The organism is Streptococcus australis, from assembly GCF_015553625.1.
Lineage (GTDB): Bacteria > Bacillota > Bacilli > Lactobacillales > Streptococcaceae > Streptococcus > Streptococcus australis_B.
Genome location: NZ_JADNGY010000003.1, coordinates 1 through 19,740, shown reverse-complemented (window position 1 = coordinate 19,740; position 19,740 = coordinate 1). Strand labels below are relative to the sequence as shown.

At 38.2% G+C, this 19,740-nt stretch carries 15 protein-coding genes and 2 pseudogenes; 2 read left to right on the top strand and 15 right to left on the bottom strand.

Annotation, left to right across the window (positions count from 1 at the left end; all coding sequences use genetic code 11):
• Nucleotides 1–334: 334 nt before the first annotated feature.
• The 10 genes and pseudogenes from I2D56_RS03050 to I2D56_RS03005 form a co-directional block, all read right to left on the bottom strand.
• Entirely contained in the window at nt 335–1,318 is a 984-nt protein-coding gene (locus tag I2D56_RS03050) for an acetylxylan esterase (RefSeq protein WP_195213920.1), read from the bottom strand.
• Between the two features lie 103 nt (nt 1,319–1,421).
• Nucleotides 1,422–2,189, bottom strand: a complete 768-nt coding sequence (locus I2D56_RS03045) for an alpha/beta hydrolase (RefSeq protein WP_195213919.1) — start codon at nt 2,187–2,189, stop codon at nt 1,422–1,424.
• A 64-nt stretch (nt 2,190–2,253) separates the two neighbouring features.
• Complete coding sequence (ffh, locus tag I2D56_RS03040) at nt 2,254–3,825, bottom strand: signal recognition particle protein (RefSeq protein ID WP_195213918.1); 1,572 nt, start codon at nt 3,823–3,825, stop codon at nt 2,254–2,256.
• A 34-nt stretch (nt 3,826–3,859) separates the two neighbouring features.
• Nucleotides 3,860–4,192 (bottom strand): putative DNA-binding protein, encoded by a 333-nt coding sequence (locus I2D56_RS03035; RefSeq protein ID WP_229038963.1) that lies wholly within the window; start codon nt 4,190–4,192, stop codon nt 3,860–3,862.
• A gap of 79 nt (nt 4,193–4,271) precedes the next feature.
• Entirely contained in the window at nt 4,272–5,216 is a 945-nt protein-coding gene (locus I2D56_RS03030; protein ID WP_195213916.1) for a 3-oxoacyl-[acyl-carrier-protein] synthase III C-terminal domain-containing protein, read from the bottom strand.
• Between the two features lie 11 nt (nt 5,217–5,227).
• Nucleotides 5,228–6,496 (bottom strand): F390 synthetase-related protein, encoded by a 1,269-nt coding sequence (locus I2D56_RS03025; protein ID WP_195347954.1) that lies wholly within the window; start codon nt 6,494–6,496, stop codon nt 5,228–5,230.
• Nucleotides 6,474–7,289 carry an MBL fold metallo-hydrolase gene (locus tag I2D56_RS03020; RefSeq protein ID WP_195213914.1) on the bottom strand — a complete coding sequence of 272 codons (816 nt, stop codon included), beginning with the start codon at nt 7,287–7,289 and terminating at the stop codon, nt 6,474–6,476. Before I2D56_RS03020 ends, I2D56_RS03025 begins: the two co-directional genes overlap by 23 nt.
• Complete coding sequence (locus I2D56_RS03015; RefSeq protein WP_195213913.1) at nt 7,264–8,241, bottom strand: NAD-dependent epimerase/dehydratase family protein; 978 nt, start codon at nt 8,239–8,241, stop codon at nt 7,264–7,266. Before I2D56_RS03015 ends, I2D56_RS03020 begins: the two co-directional genes overlap by 26 nt.
• Nucleotides 8,242–8,306: 65 nt before the next feature.
• Nucleotides 8,307–8,447: pseudogene (locus tag I2D56_RS03010) on the bottom strand (glycosyl transferase); the annotation flags it as partial.
• A gap of 43 nt (nt 8,448–8,490) precedes the next feature.
• Nucleotides 8,491–9,189 carry a GntR family transcriptional regulator gene (locus I2D56_RS03005; RefSeq protein WP_117744249.1) on the bottom strand — a complete coding sequence of 233 codons (699 nt, stop codon included), beginning with the start codon at nt 9,187–9,189 and terminating at the stop codon, nt 8,491–8,493.
• A gap of 138 nt (nt 9,190–9,327) precedes the next feature.
• On the opposite strand from I2D56_RS03005, the gene guaA reads away from it, so the two are divergent.
• Entirely contained in the window at nt 9,328–10,893 is a 1,566-nt protein-coding gene (gene guaA / locus I2D56_RS03000; protein WP_006596353.1) for a glutamine-hydrolyzing GMP synthase, read from the top strand.
• Nucleotides 10,894–11,216: 323 nt separating this feature from the next.
• Here guaA and I2D56_RS02995 read toward each other — a convergent pair whose 3' ends face one another.
• The 5 genes and pseudogenes from I2D56_RS02995 to I2D56_RS02975 all read right to left on the bottom strand — a co-directional run bounded on the left by I2D56_RS02995 (nt 11,217) and on the right by I2D56_RS02975 (nt 19,135).
• On the bottom strand, nt 11,217–12,779 hold the full coding sequence (locus I2D56_RS02995; protein ID WP_195213912.1) for a hypothetical protein: 1,563 nt from the start codon (nt 12,777–12,779) through the stop codon (nt 11,217–11,219).
• Between the two features lie 175 nt (nt 12,780–12,954).
• Nucleotides 12,955–13,256: pseudogene (locus I2D56_RS02990) on the bottom strand (tyrosine-type recombinase/integrase); the annotation flags it as partial.
• A gap of 870 nt (nt 13,257–14,126) precedes the next feature.
• Nucleotides 14,127–15,434 (bottom strand): McrC family protein, encoded by a 1,308-nt coding sequence (locus I2D56_RS02985; protein WP_195214163.1) that lies wholly within the window; start codon nt 15,432–15,434, stop codon nt 14,127–14,129.
• Nucleotides 15,421–17,403, bottom strand: a complete 1,983-nt coding sequence (locus tag I2D56_RS02980) for an McrB family protein (RefSeq protein ID WP_195347953.1) — start codon at nt 17,401–17,403, stop codon at nt 15,421–15,423. The genes I2D56_RS02985 and I2D56_RS02980 overlap by 14 nt, the downstream gene beginning before the upstream one ends.
• Nucleotides 17,404–17,683: 280 nt before the next feature.
• On the bottom strand, nt 17,684–19,135 hold the full coding sequence (locus I2D56_RS02975) for a VWA domain-containing protein (protein ID WP_195213910.1): 1,452 nt from the start codon (nt 19,133–19,135) through the stop codon (nt 17,684–17,686).
• Nucleotides 19,136–19,349: 214 nt separating this feature from the next.
• On the opposite strand from I2D56_RS02975, the gene I2D56_RS02970 reads away from it, so the two are divergent.
• The gene (locus I2D56_RS02970; protein ID WP_195213909.1) at nt 19,350–19,655 is read left to right on the top strand and encodes a hypothetical protein; all 306 of its coding nucleotides are present in this window, start codon (nt 19,350–19,352) and stop codon (nt 19,653–19,655) included.
• Nucleotides 19,656–19,740: the final 85 nt, after the last annotated feature.

Below are 19,740 nucleotides of genomic sequence, written 5' to 3'. Positions count from 1 at the left end.
TAAAAAGAAAGTTCGAAATTTTATTGACTATGAATATCCAATAGTTTATTTTCAATAGAAAATTAAATGAGCAAAAAAATGTACAATTGAACCACCACTTCTTCTACCGTTACTAGAGTAAAAAAATGTACAAATCAATTTCTTCGATTAGCTGATATTATGCACTAGCAAACATACAAAATACCATTCCAAAATAATGTACAAAATAAAAATAAAGTACACTTTTTAAAGAATGTACTTTATGCTTCTAATTTAGTTGTATCAATGGTTTAGGTCTTGTTTGGTCAATTGTACATAAACTTTTAGTTTTTACTGATTATTATTCTTCTGTACTTTATTTTTCTACATATTGAAAAGAAATCTTGCTACCACAAAGCCAATTATAGACTCGATCATTAACTTGGACGTTCATAGCTTCATGGGCATATTCTGGCATGATGAAATGCTCTTTTGGACATTCTAATCGATTATAAATGGCAAACTGTGTCACAGGATAACAGACATCATCATCTAACCCGGTAATCATGTGAACCTGTCCTTTAATGCGATGGGCAAAATTTTTTACATCAATATAGGCTAAAGTCTCCATGATTTGGTCTTCTGTTTCATGGAATGGATCATGGAACTTGAAATAACGGAAAAGCTCATCATAGGCCTCGCTGGTGTTTCCAATCTCTAATACACGTCTGAAATCTGATAAGAATGGATAAATGGCTACCGTTCGTTGGATTTGGGGATTCAATCCGGCAGCTACCAAGGCCAAGGCACCACCTTGAGAGGCTCCATAGCTGGTGAGTTTGCTGTCATCTACTTGAGGAAGGCTCGCTACAATTTCGATTAACTGGTAAAGGTCTAAGTAGACATCCTTATAAAACAGCTCATGCGGACCTTCCACAGCTCCTCGGATAATCTGTCCTTTTACTGTGTTTCCAAGCGGTGATCGATTTCCGTCTGTTGAATAACCTGATTGACCTCTTACGTCCATGGAGACCACACCATATCCAGCTACTGTATAAGCCAGCATGTCTGACCAATCCCAACAACGGCCCATATAGCCATGAAAATGGAAAATAACTGGAACCTTTTGATCTGTTTTTGGGAAAACAACCCGTGCATAAACAAGACCATCACGTGTTCCTTTAAAGGTTAATTCATAACAGACAACATTTGGAATGCTGAAATCTTGTTCTTCAAGCTTGTATTCAGGAAGTTCAGTAAGTTTTGCTAAGGCTTGATCCCAGAAATCATCAAAGTCTGCAGGAATTTCATCACGCCCTTTATAAGTCTTCATTTCCTCAAGTAAGGCTGGATTTTTCATCAGTTTCTCCTTTTTGTTTGTAACCGATACCAAAAATGTACCATATTTACTTAAGGATTGCAAGAGATAAAAATAAAATACATAACCAAAATTATGTAATTTATTATAGATTCAAAAATAGACTTAATTGCTTCACCAGCTCTGGATTAGTGGGCAATGCAGAATGTTGAGCCTTTCGACCTTTTAAATTCACTTCTGAATAAGTTTGATTCTCAAAAATTGATTTTGCTGCTTGTGCACTGGAGAGAGGAACGATGCCGTCTGATTTTCCAGCAAAGCTACCGACAAAGTTTAGGACCTCTACTTCTTTTTCTAAGCGATGTTTCCACCTTTGAAAATCGTTATACATTTCTTGGTTAAATTTGTAAGGACTTCCGATAATGGCTATCTTACTTACGGTTAACTTATTTTTTTCTAAAAAGCCACTTTCCAATAAACCAGTTAGAACTAGTCCACCATTGGAGTGCCCTACTGCCTTAAACTCTGTGAAATAATAGTGGTCAAGAAGGTAGGTTAATGCGAGCTTAAGGGATTCGATTTGCTGCTTGATATTGCTGTAGCCATCTCGATTGTTCTCGAAGCCAATCACAATCATAGGATTTGGCTCTTTCGTATTCAATCTTCCTTCCATCTCTATAGAATCATCTTTATTAACTTTTATTTTTAAGAGACTCTGTTTTTTTCTAGAAAAGCGATGGAGCATGCGGATAGTTCCATTGAAACGCTGGATACTAGCTGAACTTCCAGGTACAAAGATGATTGGATTGATCGGTGGTTTCTTCGACCCTTTTGGAAAATAAAAGGGCTTGCTATGCGAAGAAAACAATCTTACAAAGAAACGAATGAGTTGTTGAAATAGTTTTTTTAACATGTTTTCTCTAGTACTATTTTCTAAAAGAACCCGGAACAATGTCCCAGGCCCTTATTAGAAACGATTATTTCCGTTTTTTCTTATTCTTGCGCATTTGTTTGGCCATCTTGTTCATGGCCCGTTTCATCATGAATTCGCCGGCTTTTCCTTTGAGACCTCCACCGAACATTTGGCTCATGTCAGGCATTCCAGCGCCTCCGCCAAGAGCTGATAAGTCAGGCATCCCACCTTGACCCATCATCCCTTCGAGGGCAGACATATCAGGCATTCCACCAGGCATGTTCTTCGGCAGATTATTTGGATTCAGCCCCATTTGTTTCATCATCTTGTTCATATCGCCAGAGAGGACGCCTTGCATCATCTGTTTAGCTTGGTTAAAGTCTTTGATGAATTTGTTGACGTCGACAAAGCTGTTTCCTGAACCGGCAGCAATCCGACGGCGACGGCTAGGGTTCAAAAGATCTGGATTTTCGCGTTCAGCTGGAGTCATAGAAGATACAATCGCGCGTTTGCGAGCAATTTCTCGTTCGTCGACCTTGAGGTTCTTCATAGCTGGATTGCTGGCCATACCTGGAAGCATCTTGAGCAGATCTTCCATTGGTCCCATGTTTTGAACTTGGTCTAACTGATCGATGAAATCATTGAAATCGAAGGTGTTTTCCCGCATTTTTTCAGCGAGTTCAAGCGAGCGTTTCTCATCGTATTCTTGAGAAGCCTTCTCGATCAACGTCAGCATATCCCCCATACCGAGGATCCGACCAGACATGCGGTCTGGGTGGAAGGTTTCGATATCAGTGATTTTTTCACCAGTACCAGTGAATTTGATTGGCTTCCCAGTAATCTGACGGACAGAAAGGGCTGCACCACCACGGGTATCCCCATCAATCTTGGTCAAAATCACCCCGGTCACTTCGAGTTGTTCGTTAAACTCACGCGCCACATTAGCCGCTTCTTGACCGATCATGGCATCTACAACCAAGAGGATTTCATTTGGCTCAGCAAGGGCTTTGACATCGCGCAATTCGCCCATGAGTTTCTCATCGATTTGCAGACGACCAGCCGTATCGATCAAGACATAGTCATTGTGGTTGGCTCTCGCCTGCTCCAAACCTTGACGTACGATCTCTACTGCAGGGACTTCTGTACCAAGTGAAAAGACAGGGACATTGATCTGTTGACCAAGAGTCTTCAACTGGTCAATGGCAGCTGGACGATAGATATCGGCCGCAATCATCAAAGGACGTGCATTTTCTTCCTTGACCAATTTGTTAGCCAATTTCCCAGCAAAGGTTGTTTTACCAGCCCCTTGAAGACCGACCATCATGATAATAGTTGGAATCTTAGGTGATTTGATAATGTCTGCTGTCTCAGAACCCAAAATAGCTGTCAATTCTTCATCGACAATCTTCACGATTTGTTGGGCAGGGTTCAGGGTTTCAATGACCTCATGGCCTACGGCCCGCTCGCGGACGCGTTTGATAAAGTCTTTTACAACAGGAAGGGCAACGTCGGCCTCTAAGAGGGCTAGACGAATCTCTTTGGTTGCCTCTTGGACATCTGCTTCAGAGATTTTCCCTTTCTTACGAAGATTTTTAAAGACGTTCTGTAAACGTTCAGTTAAACTTTCAAATGCCATACTACTTCTCCTATTACAAGTATTTTAATCTTATTTATTCTCGGTTATCAATGTTGGATAAGACTGCGATTTGCTCTTGTAGATAAGCGTCATCAGGATACTTGTCAGAGATCTGATCAAAAATCTGACTGCGGACAATGTAATCAGAGTACATATGAAGCTTCATCTCATAGTCTTCCAGAATCTTTTCAGTTCGCTTGATATTATCATAAACAGCCTGACGACTCACCCCGAACTCTTCAGCAATCTCAGCCAAGCTGTAGTCATCTGCATAATAGAGCTCGATATAGTTCATCTGCTTGTCTGTCAAAAGTGCTGCGTAAAACTCAAAGAGAGCATTCATTCGGTTGGTTTTCTCAATTTCCATACCTTTCATTATATCAAAAAAGCCCGCTAAAGACTAGCGGGACTTGATGCTTTTTGAGTTGAAATGAGAGGATAAATCATCAGAGTTTCAGTGCTAACATGTTGACCGTCATACCTGCCGCGGTTCCAATCAAGAAGATGGTATCTCCTTCCTTCACATAGCCATGATCAAGCGCATAGGCTAAACCAAAAGGCACAGCTACAGAAACCATGTTTCCGTAATCGCTGACGATGTTAAGATACTTATAGTCTGGGACTCCTAATTTTTCCATGACTAAAGGAAGAGCTCGACTAGCTTGGTGGGGAATAATATAGTCTACTGTATCTTTAGAAATGCCGGATTTCTCTTGGAATTCTTGGAACATTTCTGGAATAACACGAGCAGAAAGTAAGAGTATTTTCTTCCCCTTCATATCAAACATGAAATCAGTCTTGGTTGATTCAGAGTACAATTTCGGATGATAAGCTGTCAAACCACCACGAATTTCGGTATCATGGGCTCCCTCAGACCAGGTCCGTTGCATGCTAGCAATGATTCCTTTGTCTTGGCTTGTTGCTTCAAAAATAAAGGCTGCTGCTCCATCGCTAAAAAGTTCATAGCTTTCTTTCTGCTTTGGATTAAGGCCCAGGCTTCCTACCTCACTTGAAACAATGAGGACACGCTTGTACTCGCCACCTTCGATCAGATAAGAAATGGTACTAAGGGCTGAAATAAAGCTGGTACAGGTGGTATTGATATCCATGGCAGGAATCGTAAGTCGCTTGGCCACGCGCTCATGGATCAAAGCAGCTGTACAAGGAATCGGCTGAACGCCTACGGCGCTCGCTGAAACTAGGCAGTCAATATCTGCCATGGTCAATCCTGCTTGCTCTAGTGCTTGTTCAATAGCACGAGCAGCTAAGTCGATCTGAGATTCTTCGTCTTCTTTTACTCGGTAACGTGTCTGGTCCTTAAAGGTGACTTGATGCTTGGGTAAGGCTGTTCCATAGCCTTTAATACGAACGTGTCTTTGTACACTTGTCATAATGCTTCCTCCTATTTATGAAGACGTTGTACGCGCTTGAGTTTGCGACTTGTGTCCCATTGGTAGTCCATAAAGGTAAGGGTGGGCATGATAAAGCCCTTTTGATCTGCTAAAACTTGAAATTGGTTGAGGATAGCCTCTTCTATCTCAGATGAACGTTTGCTGAGAGCAACCTGGACTTGTCCATCTTCGGTTTGCGTCACTTGATAGTCTTGAATTCCTTCGACAAAGAGGATACAACGCCGAATAAAGTCTGGATAAACCATCTGTAGCTCGCCGTCTGCTTTCTTGAAATAAAAGATATCGTCTGATCGCCCCTCAATTCTAGCAATCCTTGTAAAGACAGAACCACAGCTACAGGCATCCGGATCCTCTACCAGAATATCATTGAGCCGGTAGCGGTAAATAGGTTGGCTCCTACGTTTAAAATCAGTAATGATAGGATAAAAACGGTGGTCATCCAAATAGTCTTTTTCCACTGATAAAATGTCCTCGTTGAGGTGCAAGTTCCCCTCAGAACAGGTACAGGCTAAGAAACCTTCTGTTGCTTGGTAGACCTGATCGACCTTAGAAAGATCAAATACTTGACGGATGAGGTCCCGGTCCCGATCCTCTAAGATTTCAGCGACGGAAACGACCTTTTGAGGTTGTATCTCCAGGGTCTGATTTTCCAGATACTTGGTTAAATCTAATAAGGTAGAGGCTGGAGCCACAAGGATGGTCGGCTGGTAGTCATTTAAACGCCCGATGTGCTCTTGGCTATCTTTGAAAATATCAAAATACTCTAGGCGAATCAAGGGAGAATTGATGGTTTGATAGAGCTGGTTATCAGCACGGAGGAAAAAGGCAATGCGGTGACCAAGGAGCTTTCCTTTGGGGAGCATTTTAGCGAGTATAGCGGCTGCCCACATACTACGTTCTGTTTCTGTCGTGATAAAGATCCCCCGGTGTCCGGAGGTACCAGAGGAAAGACCAACTGCTACTTCTCCTTGCATCTCTGTAAAATCACGAGACTGCTCACCGCGAATCGCCATTTCAAGAGCCTGATCCCGGTCGATTCCTTGGGTATTTAACTCATTGAAATGCTCCATCATAAAGGTCTTGTCCATATAGCGGAAGTCTTTTGGAACACCTTGAGAGAAATAAGGGGAATGCTGGAGTAAGAACTTGTGGTATAGTTGTAGTTCCTTCTCTTGGTAGCGCTCCAGTTCCTCACGGTTCTTGAAGCGATGCCCCCAGCGGGTTTGGTAAAAGGTTTTAAGAAAGGTACATTTTTTCATTTAGTATTCTTTCTACCCGTTCAATTGGATCATGGCTGACGAGAACAGTGAATCCTTGATTTAACAAGGTACGGAGGAAATTGACATTTTCTAAATAGTCCTTCCCATTATCCTGAACTTGACTAGGAATCCAGCGCATCTGCTCTGTCAAGGGGAGAAGGTCAATTCCCCAGCAGAGGTCAGCACCAATAAACAATTGATATTCCGGAAGGAAAAGACAGCCTTGTCCCTTAGCGTGCCCATCATGGGAACTAAGGAGAATACTGCCGTCTCCAAAGATATCTACTGTTTCCGTATAAGGAAAAAGAGGGTTGGTTCCCTGAGGCTGGATGATTTGGACAGACTCTTCAAAATCATCCGGCAAAAACTCTTTAAAAATTAAATCCTTGAAGCTGGGCTTCTGGTAAACGTGATAGGCTCTCTCTGTGACCAAGAAGCGCGCCTGTTTGAAGCAACCCGCTCCTCCTAGATGGTCTGGATGAAAATGCGAGAGGATGACATAGGATATGTCATCTGGTGAAATCCCAGTCGCTTGAAGCAAGCAATCGATCTGGTCTTCCTTTTTCATCTGCATAGGAGTTCCAAGACGGTAATAAAGATAACGGAATTTACTTTTGATCTCATAATGATAGCCCGTATCGTATAGAATATAACCATGCTCTCGGTGTTTGAGGAGATAGACGCCGGCTGGAAAAACCATCTTCTTTCTTTTCTGCCCCTTAAAGAGCAAAGCAAGATTGCTAGTACAATAGCCAGCAGGGAAATACTTAATGCTTTCGATAATCTTGGACATACTGGGCAATTCCCTCCTTGATGCTGATGCGTGGCTCATAACCCAACTCTTCATTTGCTTTTGAAATATCAAGAGTCTGGCTATAACGCAATAGGTAGTAGGTATAGCGAGTTAATGGTGGCTCACCCTTTAGAGGTAAGAGCTGATAAAGAACCTCTAAGCTAGAAGCCAAGCCACCTAGAAGAAAGGCAGGTAGCTTTTTATAACGAATAGGAAGTCCCAGGCCCTGCAAGGCTTCTTCGATTAGTTCTTTAAAAGGAGTCGGCTCACCGTTGGTAATGTTATAGACTTGACCTTCTGCCCTATCAGCTTTCAGAGCCAAAGCGATAGCCAAGGCAACATTCTCGACACAGGTCATGTCCATCAATTGCTTGCCTTCCTTGATTAAGGGGATTCCAATTTTTTGGCTTAGCTTGAGAACACGTGGAAGGATACTTGTATCCCCAATGCCAAAGAGACCACGTGGACGAAGGATGATACTGGGAACATCCGGGTAAGCAGGAAAGAGCTTCTCCGATAGTAGCTTACTTTTGATGTAGTTGTTTAAATGATTTTCAGCTGGAGCATCTTCTTCCTTGATGTCAATTTGGTCTTTTGGAGCCGCATAAATACTTGGTGAAGAAACATAGACCAAGCGACTGATTTTATTAGTACGACAAGCTTCCAAAACATGTTGAGTACCGAGGACATTAGCTTGATAAAAACTCTCCCAAGGCCCCCAAACAGTGGATAAAGCTCCAGCATGGACGACCATTTCAACGCCCTTACATGCCTTTTCTACTGCTTGCTTGGAACTCAGATCTCCTTTGAAGAATTCCACTTGTTCTGAAACCAAGCTCTGTCCTACTGCTTCATTCCGACCAAAGGCGCGGACAGAGTAACCTTCTGCTACTAACTCTTTTACCACGTATTTTCCAAGAAAACCTGTTGCTCCTGTTACGAGTACTTTCATGGCGCCTCCTTTTTAACTAAGCGATGAATTTCTTTTTTTAAAATGCTGGTAGCATCATAGGTCAGGGCTATTTTTTGCTTTTGTGGTCCTGTAAAAATTCGAATCTCATAGTTGGGATCATTCAACAATGGGGCTAAAAGCAAAAGAACTGGATAAAGGTGTCCACTAAGAGGCACCACAGCAGCATCGATTTTTATCCGAGACATAAAACCTCCCTGTGTTGAATTGACACCATAGGGATTGTGTTACCTAATTGTTTTCTAGGTAAAATTCAAACCGTTCTCCGACATATTGACTTTTTACATACTCAAAAGCGACACCATTGTCGAAATATGAAATCTGGGTCAAACCAAGAATAGCATGTCCTTTTGGTATTTCTAAGTAATGAGCAATCTTTTCTTTGGCCAATCGGGCATAGATGGTTTGTTGGGATTTACCGATACGGTAGCCGTGCTTTTCCAAGGTTTGGAAGAAATGGCTGGTCACCTCTTCTTTTTTGAAGTTTCTGATAAATTTTTCTGGAATTGAGGCAACTTCATAGACAACAGGGACTCCATCTGCATAGCGAACCCGTTCCATACGTACAATCGTTTCAGTTTTGTCAATCCCTAGTTTATCCACTTCTTGAAGACTTGGAATGGTCCGTTTGTAGGAAATAACCTGTGTCGAAGGAACCTTTCCTTGCGCTTTCATAATTTCAGTAAAACTAGTCGTTCCTCGCATCTTTTCCTGGACGCGCGTGCTAGCTACAAAGGTACCACTGCCTACACGACGTTCTAACACTCCTTCTTCTACCAAGAGAGTGATTGCTTGACGGAGGGTCATGCGGCTGACCTGGAACTTTTCTGCCAAGTCCCGTTCGCTTGGCAGGCGTTGACCGATTTTCCAGATTTTCTGGTCAATCTCTGCCTTGATTTGGTCGTGAATTTGAATGTAAGCTGGAATCATTTTGCTACTCTTTCTGTGTGTTACAAACTATTGTAGCGCAATTTGGTCAAATCTTCAATCGTAGTCAGTATTGATTGGTAATGAAGGGGCTTTTGTGTTAGAATAGAGGAAAAGAATTTTCTAGAAAAAGGGGAAAAGATGACAAACCTATCAACTGATTTGCATGATGTTGAAAAAATTATCGTGCTTGATTACGGTAGCCAGTACAATCAGCTCATTTCTCGTCGTATTCGTGAGATTGGTGTCTTTTCAGAACTGAAGAGCCACAAAATTACAGCGGCTGAAGTGCGTGAAATCAATCCTGTTGGGATCGTTCTTTCAGGCGGACCAAACTCAGTGTATGAAGAAGGATCTTTTGACATTGATCCTGAAATTTTTGAACTTGGAATTCCAATTTTAGGAATCTGCTATGGCATGCAGCTCTTGACTCACAAACTTGGTGGGAAGGTTGTACCTGCAGGGGATGCAGGTAACCGAGAATACGGTCAATCTGAGCTAAACTTAGCTGAATCTTCTGCCCTCTTTGAGGGAACACCTGATAAACAGTTGGTCTTGATGAGTCATGGAGATGCTGTTACTGAAATTCCTGCTGACTTTGTCCGTACTGGTACTTCTGCTGACTGTCCGTATGCTTCGATTGAAAACCCAGACAAGAAAATTTACGGTATCCAATTCCACCCTGAAGTTCGTCACTCAGTTCACGGCTATGATATCCTTCGTAACTTTGCCTTGAACATCTGTGGTGCTAAGGGCGATTGGACCATGGATAACTTTATCGAGATGCAAATCAAACAAATCCGAGAAAAAGTTGGAGACAAACGTGTTCTCCTTGGTCTTTCTGGTGGTGTTGACTCTTCAGTTGTAGGGGTTCTTCTCCAAAAAGCTATCGGTGATCAATTGATCTGTATCTTTGTAGACCACGGTCTTCTTCGTAAAGGGGAAGCTGACCAGGTTATGGACATGCTTGGTGGTAAGTTTGGTCTCAATATCGTTAAAGCAGACGCTGCCAAACGTTTCCTTGATAAATTGGCTGGTGTGTCTGATCCAGAGCAAAAACGGAAGATCATCGGTAACGAATTTGTTTATGTCTTTGATGATGAAGCAAGCAAGCTCAAAGATGTGAAATTCTTGGCACAAGGAACACTTTACACAGACGTGATTGAGTCTGGTACAGATACTGCTCAAACCATCAAGTCTCACCACAACGTGGGTGGACTTCCAGAAGACATGCAGTTCGAGTTGATTGAGCCGCTCAACACTCTTTACAAGGATGAAGTTCGTGCCCTTGGTACTGAACTTGGTATGCCAGACCATATCGTATGGCGCCAACCATTCCCAGGACCAGGGCTTGCCATCCGTGTCATGGGTGAAATCACTGAAGAAAAACTAGAAACAGTCCGTGAATCAGACGCTATCCTTCGTGAAGAAATCGCCAAGGCTGGTCTTGACCGCGATATCTGGCAATACTTCACTGTTAACACTGGCGTTCGTTCAGTAGGTGTGATGGGCGACGGTCGTACTTATGACTATACCATCGCCATCCGTGCTATCACTTCTATCGATGGAATGACAGCTGACTTCGCTAAGATTCCTTGGGAAGTCCTTCAAAAAATCTCAGTCCGTATCGTAAACGAAGTTGACCACGTTAACCGTATCGTCTACGATATCACAAGTAAACCACCTGCAACTGTTGAGTGGGAATAAAATGAGTTATTCAAATAACGCTGAAATCAATAATTTCAGCGTTTTTATTTTCATGTTAGTACCAATTTAGCACCAAAACTATTTACAATATTTAAATTTAAAATCTTTTTAACAGTTTCGGTACTCTCTATTCACATACCCTTCTTTGATTCTCTAACAATTCTGACATAATCACTATCATCTTCATCTATTTTTTAAATACGATAGAAATCATTATTAACTTCAAACTCACTACTTAACTCTTTGTTCTGATTCGTTTCACCCTCATTAAATCGTGTTCCTATTTATATAATTATTATAAAAAATCTTACTTTATTAGCAAATTAATCGGATTTTAGATTTATTTTTCCTTTCACCATATCTGGTGTATACTTCGATGTTATTTCATATTCAATTATTCTAGGAACATTTTTAAATAATAGTTTAGAAGGAAATGCCATTGAAGTGTTATGTTTCAAATACTCAATATTAAAGCTTAAAATATCAAATTTTGGTTTATCAAAATCTCTGTACATAAATATATCGTTTAATGAATCTTCATAATAGTTTTTTTGGTCTTCATAACTAGATGTTCTATTATATGTTAGAAGTGGAGAAACATTTAGTTCTTCTGACCGTAAAAAGGCTTGCTGAGGATAATCATATGCACAAACAGAATCAGTTTCTCTAATTTTAAATAGTATTTCTTCTAATTTAATTTCCTGTACCTCCTCTATTATATTTTTACCTGGATATAATAGGTCGTGATGTTTTAAAAGACAACCTTTAGGTACAATTAGTTTAATATCAACATCTTCATCATATGTCTTACCTATATTAGAAACCATTAACTCTATATATTTAATGCTATCCATGAATGTAAAATATTCAGTGTATTCATTGAACGATATTATTTCCCAGTATAATTTTTTTAATAAAGAAAATCGATACCTTTCTTCATCGGTCCCAATATACGAAGGCGAACTTTTTCCGAAAGGCGTTGGCATTTGAATATTATGTTTCTTCAAATTTCCTAAACACCAGAATTTCTCATGTAGTTTGATTTCCTCTTTGATCGCAAAATCGTTTATGAGTTTTTTAAAATCATCACTAATAGTCACATCATCAGCTATTTTAGACAGAAAATTAACGTTATCTTCTTTTAGAGAAAGAGTCAACTTTTTAGTATTATTATCTACTTTAGTTGGAACCTCAGAAATAACAGTTTCATTTAATTCTTCAATATGGTCAATAATTTTCTTGTAGTTTTTATTTAAAAATTCTGACTCTAGTAAATTAAATTTTATAGGAACAAAACATTCGTCAGAAGATGTATTCTTATCTCTTATTGTTAAAAGAGGTTTTAATGGTTCATTTTGAAGAGTTTCTTTTTCATTAACTAAATTTAAAAAATATAATGTTAAATGATTTGTAAACTGACGTTTAAATTCACTTTTGTCCTTAACTGTAAAAAATATTCCTCTATCCTTATATCTTTCTTTGAAATTTTTTACAGCAGCAAATTGCTCCTCATTTATTTCTGAAGGATTTATAGGAGTATCTAGAAAATACATAAAAACTTGTTTTTTTGCTAATAACATCTCCTCAATTTCTTCTTCAGTCCCAGAACCATACCTATCTGTTGCTGTACCAAATCTTGTCCAAAATATAGCAACAGCTGCATCACAATCCCTAACAATTTGCTTATTTAATAATTCCTGTGGTTTATCACCCGACTCAGGAAAACTATCCGTTGACCAATGCTTGACTGATACTTGTATATTATTCAAATAACCATAAAGTTTATTAAAGTTATCAACAGCTTCTTTAATTAACTCAAGATACTCAATAACATCTCCAGGGCAAGAAATTAATAAATCGTAAACAGTCACTCTTTCTCTTGGCATCAATGCACCCTCCAATAAGTTAATACAATATTATATAGTTTTATATTTTATATTAGATATATTTCTAAACAAAAACTGTAAACTTAACCTATTGTAAGTATAAATTAAAATAACAGTAAAATCAATTCATTTACTGTTATATAATTAGTTAGAGAAATAGAATTCACTTATCTATTTACCGCAATTTAATTCTATGCTGATTACCATTAATCTACTCTTTCTGATATTATTATCACGCACCACTACTTTTCCAGTCATTCTAGTAGCTACTTCTTTCATTGCATTTGGTCTTAAATGAGAGTACGTTCCAAGTGTAGTCTTAATATCAGCATGTCCTAGACGATTTTGCATTTCTAAATCATTCATTCCGATAGAGAGCATAAAGCTAGCATGAGAGTGCCTTAAATCGTAGATTCTTATTGATTTTATTTTTGCGTAATCACTATGAGATTTTAGGACACGTTTTAGAGTTGATTTTGGACACTATACTAGCTGAATCAAAAGAATTTGCTGATGATGTTAACGAATTTTACAAATTCAAAAAGGTCTAATAAAAAATTCAAATGGCCTTGGTAGAAAGCTAACACCAATTTAGCACCAAACGAATCAAATCACACTAATTTTGACTAACTTATTATACTATCAATCACTATTAAATCAACTATTCTAAATAGTCAATATCTGACTTTTAGTGAGTGGGAATGATTTATAAACATGATTTGAAGTGAAATAGTTGATTTAACAGCATTTTCACTTATTATAAAAGGTCAAAAATCAATCAAAATTGATTGGTTCCCGACCAAAATCCCCATCAGAATATTTCTGGTGGGGATTTTGGTCTTTTGAATCTACAATATGAGCGCACAAGTAAACTCATAAGATTTTTCTACTAAAAAGAATTGAACAAACTAGTTACGAAAGGAAATCTTAATAGCTCCATCATTTTACCATAGACAAGCAATTAAAGAAAGAAACCTCTTTAGAAGTAGGATTGAATCCTTGCCAAATTGAAAGTAAACTAGTAGTTCATAAGTCTACCATTTAAATTGCGTTAAGACAATGCAAAAAATGGTTATTCCCCAGCCTTAGAACAGAAATATTCCGAACACAGGGCTAAGAAAAAAAGGCGGAAGTCTCATTTGACACCAAAGTTGGAAAAAGGAAATTGATGATTGTTTAAAATCCTTCTAGTCGCGCTAGTCGCGTGAACAGATTTGTGTTCGCTATTAGCTTGAACAAAAGCCAATGGTAGTTTTAAAACTATCTATGACTGGCTCTGTGCTAGTTTGATTGATATGGATTTAAGCGTCATTCGTCGTATTAACTCACTGTAGTTGGCAAAGAGTTTTATTTTTTCTCCATTTCATTAGAAAGATTGCTTTTAAAAATTTCTTCGGATATTTCCAACATTTCACAAAAATCATTATAAGATAAAGCATTCTGAGGAATTTGAATAGACCACTTCTTCAATTGAACTCCGTAGCCAGCTACTTCTCCTATTTTTCTATTTATTGACTGCTCCATACTAGGAAAAATCAGTCCGGTCTTCTCAGCTTGTATAATATAAGCATAAGAAATCAATTGAAATAGATCATCACGATTGATTCCCTTTTCAGTCAATTCCAGTTTTTTATATTTAGCATCTAAAACGATTTTTAACTCTTTATGATAAAAATCTGGATATACTTTTCTACTACCGTCAGAAAATACAGGGATACCATCTTTCTTTTCTTTATTGCGTGGATGTATGAAATCTTTTGGCAACAAGGTATGAACATATTCTTCCCAAAGCCAAGCAACGTCAAAGAGAATGCCATGAATTTTTTGCTCTTGATATCCTAAACCGTGCTTTTCTCTGTTTAATATCATCAGACAAAGCTCTTGCAACTTTCTGTATTCTCGAAAGTAGGCATGACGAAGTGGTTTAGTTTGATTTCGTCTAATAATCTTAGCACGATCAGCTAGTTTATAAGATGGGGTTACACGAATTATTTCTATAATATTTTCGCGATTACTATCAATAATACCTATTCCTAGAGATTTCTGATTTTTAATGTATTCGATAGTATGACGAATCAGCTGCATCATCGGATTGTCATAAGTAAATTCTCTTGTAGTATAAGCAATATTACCTGTGAAAGGAAGATTTTTCTTGAGATGATTTCCTACATCAACTACTCCCTTGATATGACTATCATTATGGGAAAACCTCTGGTATTCCTTATAAAGTCCCTTTCGCATAGCAGCTTCCAAATACTTTGGAAAGAGATAGATTAAAAGCTGATAGAGTCTTTCCTCGGGAGATAGACCGACATCCAAACTAGTGAGATTGATATTTAGAACTTTCTGCAATAGATAATGCAAAAAATAGTCATCACTTTTTCTCGAAAAGCGAGAAGAAATGGTTAATCTCTCCTGACCACAACCCAGAAAACCAATCACATTTCCTGTCTTAATTTTCTGATTGACTATTTCCAAAATCTTTTGGTCCTCATCCAAATCAGGAGAATTTTTCAGGTCATTTGGAAATATAAAAATATTGTCTTCTTGAGAAAGATTATCTAGGGTTCTATCAAGAAGTGCTTGACTTAGGTTGGGGTATTCTGCGACAAACTCTTCTTTCGATATCTCATGCTGATTATCAGTTATTCGCATCATTATTTTCATCGTCTTTGTTGTCATCAGCTACTGCCTGATCTTTTTGTTCATTTTTTGTCAGATTGAATGCTTTTTTCAATCTTTCAAGTTTTTCATCTTCTTCATAAGAACCACGCAAGTAATCTTCCAAAAGTGGTTTGAGATAATCAGACCAGAGTAATTCATAATCATAATCCAATTCTTTTAAATTACGGAAATAACTTGGTCCGATATGATAATGACTGTTTAACTCCTGAACGTTCTCGATAGCAGCGTTCAAGTTTCTTAGACGATTTTTTGCTTCGTCTGCATGCTTACCTAGTTTCTTATCTAGGATATAAAGTTGACTTTCAGCGGTAACTTCAACAAAGCGGAAACGACGACGCATAGCAAAATCAAAGGTGTCCACCGAGCGGTCAATATCATTCATAGTTCCTATAATATAGACATTCTCAGGAATATAAAACTTGTCATCACTTTCGTGTAAATTGGCATATTGGGTAGAAACTTCCCCATCTCTACCACGATAGCCAGGGTCGATAGAGAAAAAGAGCTCCCCAAAAATCTTAGAAATCTCACCACGGTTGATTTCATCGATGATGAAAACGAATTTCTTATCTGTGTTGATCGTTGGAGACACATAATCACATAAGCCATAACTTTCTTTCATGTGATCTAAAACGATTTTTTGATAAGTTTCGTACTTTAACTTAGTTTCCTCACCCTTGTACAAAAGATACACTTTTTCTTTGGTAGCAACAGGAGAATCAAACTTCACATTCCCTTGACTATTTAAACTGGCTGGAACCGAACTACGAGGGAAGAAATATTGTCCTTGCTTTTCATTGATAGCATCCGTTAGCTTAGCCCACGTTTCTTCAAAATTATCTTGACCTCCAGTCTTCTGAGCTTCTTTCGCCTTCTGACAGAACTTCTTAAAAATACCGTCCTCTAGCTTAAACTCAATAGCTCCATCGCCATTTGATACCGGTCTCAACCCCTCTACAAAATCCGTATAATCATAAGATGGGTGAAACTGTACAAACCCGATTTGGTCTTTGTTGCCATCTGTTAATTCGTTTGCAATATCAATAGCAAGATGTGTTTTTCCTGTACCCGGTGCACCACGGAGGATGAGGTTTTTGGATTTTAATAAGACATTTTTATACTCGTTGATATTTTCTAACATGTTTATATCTTCCTTTTCTGCTTCTCTATAAAAACTAGTAAAATTGTCATAAAAGTCTTTTAAAATTTCATTGGGTTCAGCAGTTGATTCCAACTCTAAGTCCTTGACAAGGTATTTATACCCTAAATCTTCATCTGGTTTATTACTATACCATTTTACAATTTTAAATTCTGTGAGTTTAAATCTCTCAAAACCACACCTTATATTTATCCATGAATTATCAATTTTATTTAATTGATAACCAAAGTAAGGTAGTTTTCTATATCCTTCACCATTTTTTGGACCACACTGACCTGTGTTAAGCATTTCAACTTTGTATGGAATATCCTCAATTGTAACAGCAGGATAAATAAGTTTAGCTCCATCTAATTTTTGAGAACGTTTAATTTTTATATCTTTCGAATTATAGATATTTGCTTGATTCACAAATTTAGCCAAAAATTCTCTGAAGACTTTATAACACTCTGAGTTATTTCCACCTTTTACAAACTCATAAGATTTATTTATAAAAGGGAAAATCTCATTTAGTGAATTTTCGTCCTTAATAAAATACTCAGCATCAAGTGTCCAACCAAATGAATCAGGCTTCTTATTAAATATCAAAAAATCTGAATCACGAAGGCTTTTGGAGAGAACGGCAATCTTTATTCCTTTATTCTGAAAGTTAATCTCTATAAAGTTTTGTAACTTTCCTTTCATATTTTTAACCTGAAAAGAAATATAACTTTTTGTTTGATTTTCAATTGCATCTGGGAATTCTTTTTTTATTCTATCAATAAAAGTTTGTTTTGAAACCATTGTGTTTTCCTTGTCTATTAAAAAATTACTATTAGACATAAAATATATTTGTGTCATTCGAAGTAAGATACTTAACTTTACAGTGATAATATTCTATTAATATATATATTCTGCATCTAGCATATCATATCTATTAAAAAAAGAAAAGAAATCCTAAAAAAATTTTAACATCAAAAAGGAGAGAACCAAGTTGGTCCCCTACAGGTTATAACTTTTCATCAACCCACTACAAGTTGACAAAGAGTCATTTTCTTCAGGTGTTTAGTTTTATTGTCTTAACTTATTGTTCTTTTGAATTTTTGTTTGCTACAGTTAATCCAAGACCAGACATCAATAATGCAAGTCCGACGAGACCAGTAGAACTTGCTTCGCTACCAGTTTCAGGAAGTTTAGCTGGATCTTGTTTGATGACTGCTGGAGCAGCTACTGGCTTAGTTGCAGTGATCATTGGAACTGGCACATGTGCAGTTGGTTTTGGTTGCGGGATTGGTTGAGGTTGTGGTTGAGGAGTTGGTTTTGGTTGTGGTGTTTCCTTCTCAACAACTGGAATCGTTGTGCGACGCTCTTGATAGAACTTATAGCTATCCTTTGTAATCTTGTAGCTACGTCCTTCTTTGACAGTTTCTGCAATCCACTTAGTTGCTTCATTGGTCAATGTACCAGCCAAGTCATTGGACATATTCATCCAACGTCCTTCAGACACTAAATCTTTGTAGTACTTTTCTCCATACAATGGAGTTGAAACGTATCTTTCAATTCCAGCTGCTTTTAGATTAGCTATTGTTTCAGCGACTGTCGGTATTGATGGATCTTCTTTCATATCAGCATCTGTTAACAACACTACAAACTTTCTACTATTGGCTGCCTTAGACCAGTCGTAAGTTGAAATAATCTGGTTCAAGGCTGGAATTGAAGTTTCTGGAGCATCCCCACCGATTGCTAACTTCACATCTGCTAACGCTTTTTCAAGTTTAGCTGGATCGGATGTGAAATAAGAGCCACCGAAGTCAGTTAAAATGGTTCCTTCATCTGTTCTGCCTCTCTCACGGCCGTATACTTCATCACTAAATGTAGCTAACACAAAACGAGCAGAAACTCCCTCCTTAGAAAGGTTTTTTGAAAATTCATTAACATTCTTACGAACGACATGGATGGAATAGGACATTGATAATGAACGGTCAATCACGAAGACAATATCAGCTGTTCCTGTTTTCTGTACAGTAGCTGGTGTTGTGGTCATTTCAACTATTGTTGTCTTATCGACACGTTCGTACTGCGTAAAGGTATTTCCTTTTTCATCCTTACCGGTAACAGTATCTTCAGTTGTTGTCGTTGCTGGTGCAGGAATTGTCTCATCCTTAGATGCGACCACTTCTGTTTTTGAAACTTCTGCAGTCGCTGTTTCTACATGAACTTTTTGATTGCCTACTTGACTTTCTTTTACATCTACAGGTGATACTTTTGTAGAAAGATCAATGACATCTCCAGCTTTTGCTTCTGCTTCTTTCACAACTGGTTGCTTTTTAGTTGCTGCAATTTCATCCGCTGCAGATTCAATGGGTGATTTGCTTGCTTCGCTTGGTTTTGTTGCTTCGCTTGCTGCTGGCGCAACCGTTTCGTCAGCAGATGCTTGTCCAAGTTGGGCAAAGGAGAAAAGAACTGCTACAGAGGCCAATCCTACTTTTAATTTACGTAATGAAAATCGTTGTTGTTTAAATGAACCTTTATTCATAATTCCCTCATTTCTATACTCGATCCACCAATCTATTGTAAATCATTTTGATTTAGGATTGCATAAAATAAAATGTTTTTCAAGCATTGATTTGAATCTCAAATAATATAAAGGGTAAAATATTTATATACTTGTTTCAAGTGGATGCTTATGTTAAAATGATTAAAAAGAACTACTCTTTTTGAGTAAACAGTAAAAAACTTAGGAGAATCAAATGTCTGAAATTACAGTATCGCGTCAAACTGGCCTTGTAGGTGTATTATTGAAGGTAAACGTTTATATCAATGGTGAATGTGTTGCCAACTTAAGTAAAGATGAAACCGTGACACTTCCGCTTCCTGAAGGGCTTGATATGGTCAAGGTTTACGTAGATCAAAGAGGTGCCTTCACTCGTTCTAAGGAAGTGATCGTAAAAGCTGGTCAAACTGCTATTATTAAAGGTTCTGCTTGGAAGACGTTTCTAGGATTCTTCGGAAGAATCTTGGGTATTCCTTATCTCTCAATCGAAGTTACAGATTAAAAAGAGGCTGGGACAAAAGTCCTAGCCTCTCAATTGTCTTTGGATTGTCGAGCAAGACGCAGTGGTTGAGTGGGCTCTAATACGC

Excerpts from the sequence above, each read along its gene's own strand:
- I2D56_RS03050 (WP_195213920.1), bottom strand. The coding sequence starts at position 1,318 with ATGAAAAATCCAGCCTTACTTGAGGAAATGAAGACTTATAAAGGGCGT.
- I2D56_RS03045 (WP_195213919.1), bottom strand. The coding sequence starts at position 2,189 with ATGTTAAAAAAACTATTTCAACAACTCATTCGTTTCTTTGTAAGATTG.
- ffh (WP_195213918.1), bottom strand. The coding sequence starts at position 3,825 with ATGGCATTTGAAAGTTTAACTGAACGTTTACAGAACGTCTTTAAAAAT.
- I2D56_RS03035 (WP_229038963.1), bottom strand. The coding sequence starts at position 4,192 with ATGGAAATTGAGAAAACCAACCGAATGAATGCTCTCTTTGAGTTTTAC.
- I2D56_RS03030 (WP_195213916.1), bottom strand. The coding sequence starts at position 5,216 with ATGACAAGTGTACAAAGACACGTTCGTATTAAAGGCTATGGAACAGCC.
- I2D56_RS03025 (WP_195347954.1), bottom strand. The coding sequence starts at position 6,496 with ATGAAAAAATGTACCTTTCTTAAAACCTTTTACCAAACCCGCTGGGGG.
- I2D56_RS03020 (WP_195213914.1), bottom strand. The coding sequence starts at position 7,289 with ATGTCCAAGATTATCGAAAGCATTAAGTATTTCCCTGCTGGCTATTGT.
- I2D56_RS03015 (WP_195213913.1), bottom strand. The coding sequence starts at position 8,241 with ATGAAAGTACTCGTAACAGGAGCAACAGGTTTTCTTGGAAAATACGTG.
- I2D56_RS03005 (WP_117744249.1), bottom strand. The coding sequence starts at position 9,189 with ATGATTCCAGCTTACATTCAAATTCACGACCAAATCAAGGCAGAGATT.
- guaA (WP_006596353.1), top strand. The coding sequence starts at position 9,328 with ATGACAAACCTATCAACTGATTTGCATGATGTTGAAAAAATTATCGTG.
- I2D56_RS02995 (WP_195213912.1), bottom strand. The coding sequence starts at position 12,779 with ATGCCAAGAGAAAGAGTGACTGTTTACGATTTATTAATTTCTTGCCCT.
- I2D56_RS02985 (WP_195214163.1), bottom strand. The coding sequence starts at position 15,434 with ATGCGAATAACTGATAATCAGCATGAGATATCGAAAGAAGAGTTTGTC.
- I2D56_RS02980 (WP_195347953.1), bottom strand. The coding sequence starts at position 17,403 with ATGGTTTCAAAACAAACTTTTATTGATAGAATAAAAAAAGAATTCCCA.
- I2D56_RS02975 (WP_195213910.1), bottom strand. The coding sequence starts at position 19,135 with ATGAATAAAGGTTCATTTAAACAACAACGATTTTCATTACGTAAATTA.
- I2D56_RS02970 (WP_195213909.1), top strand. The coding sequence starts at position 19,350 with ATGTCTGAAATTACAGTATCGCGTCAAACTGGCCTTGTAGGTGTATTA.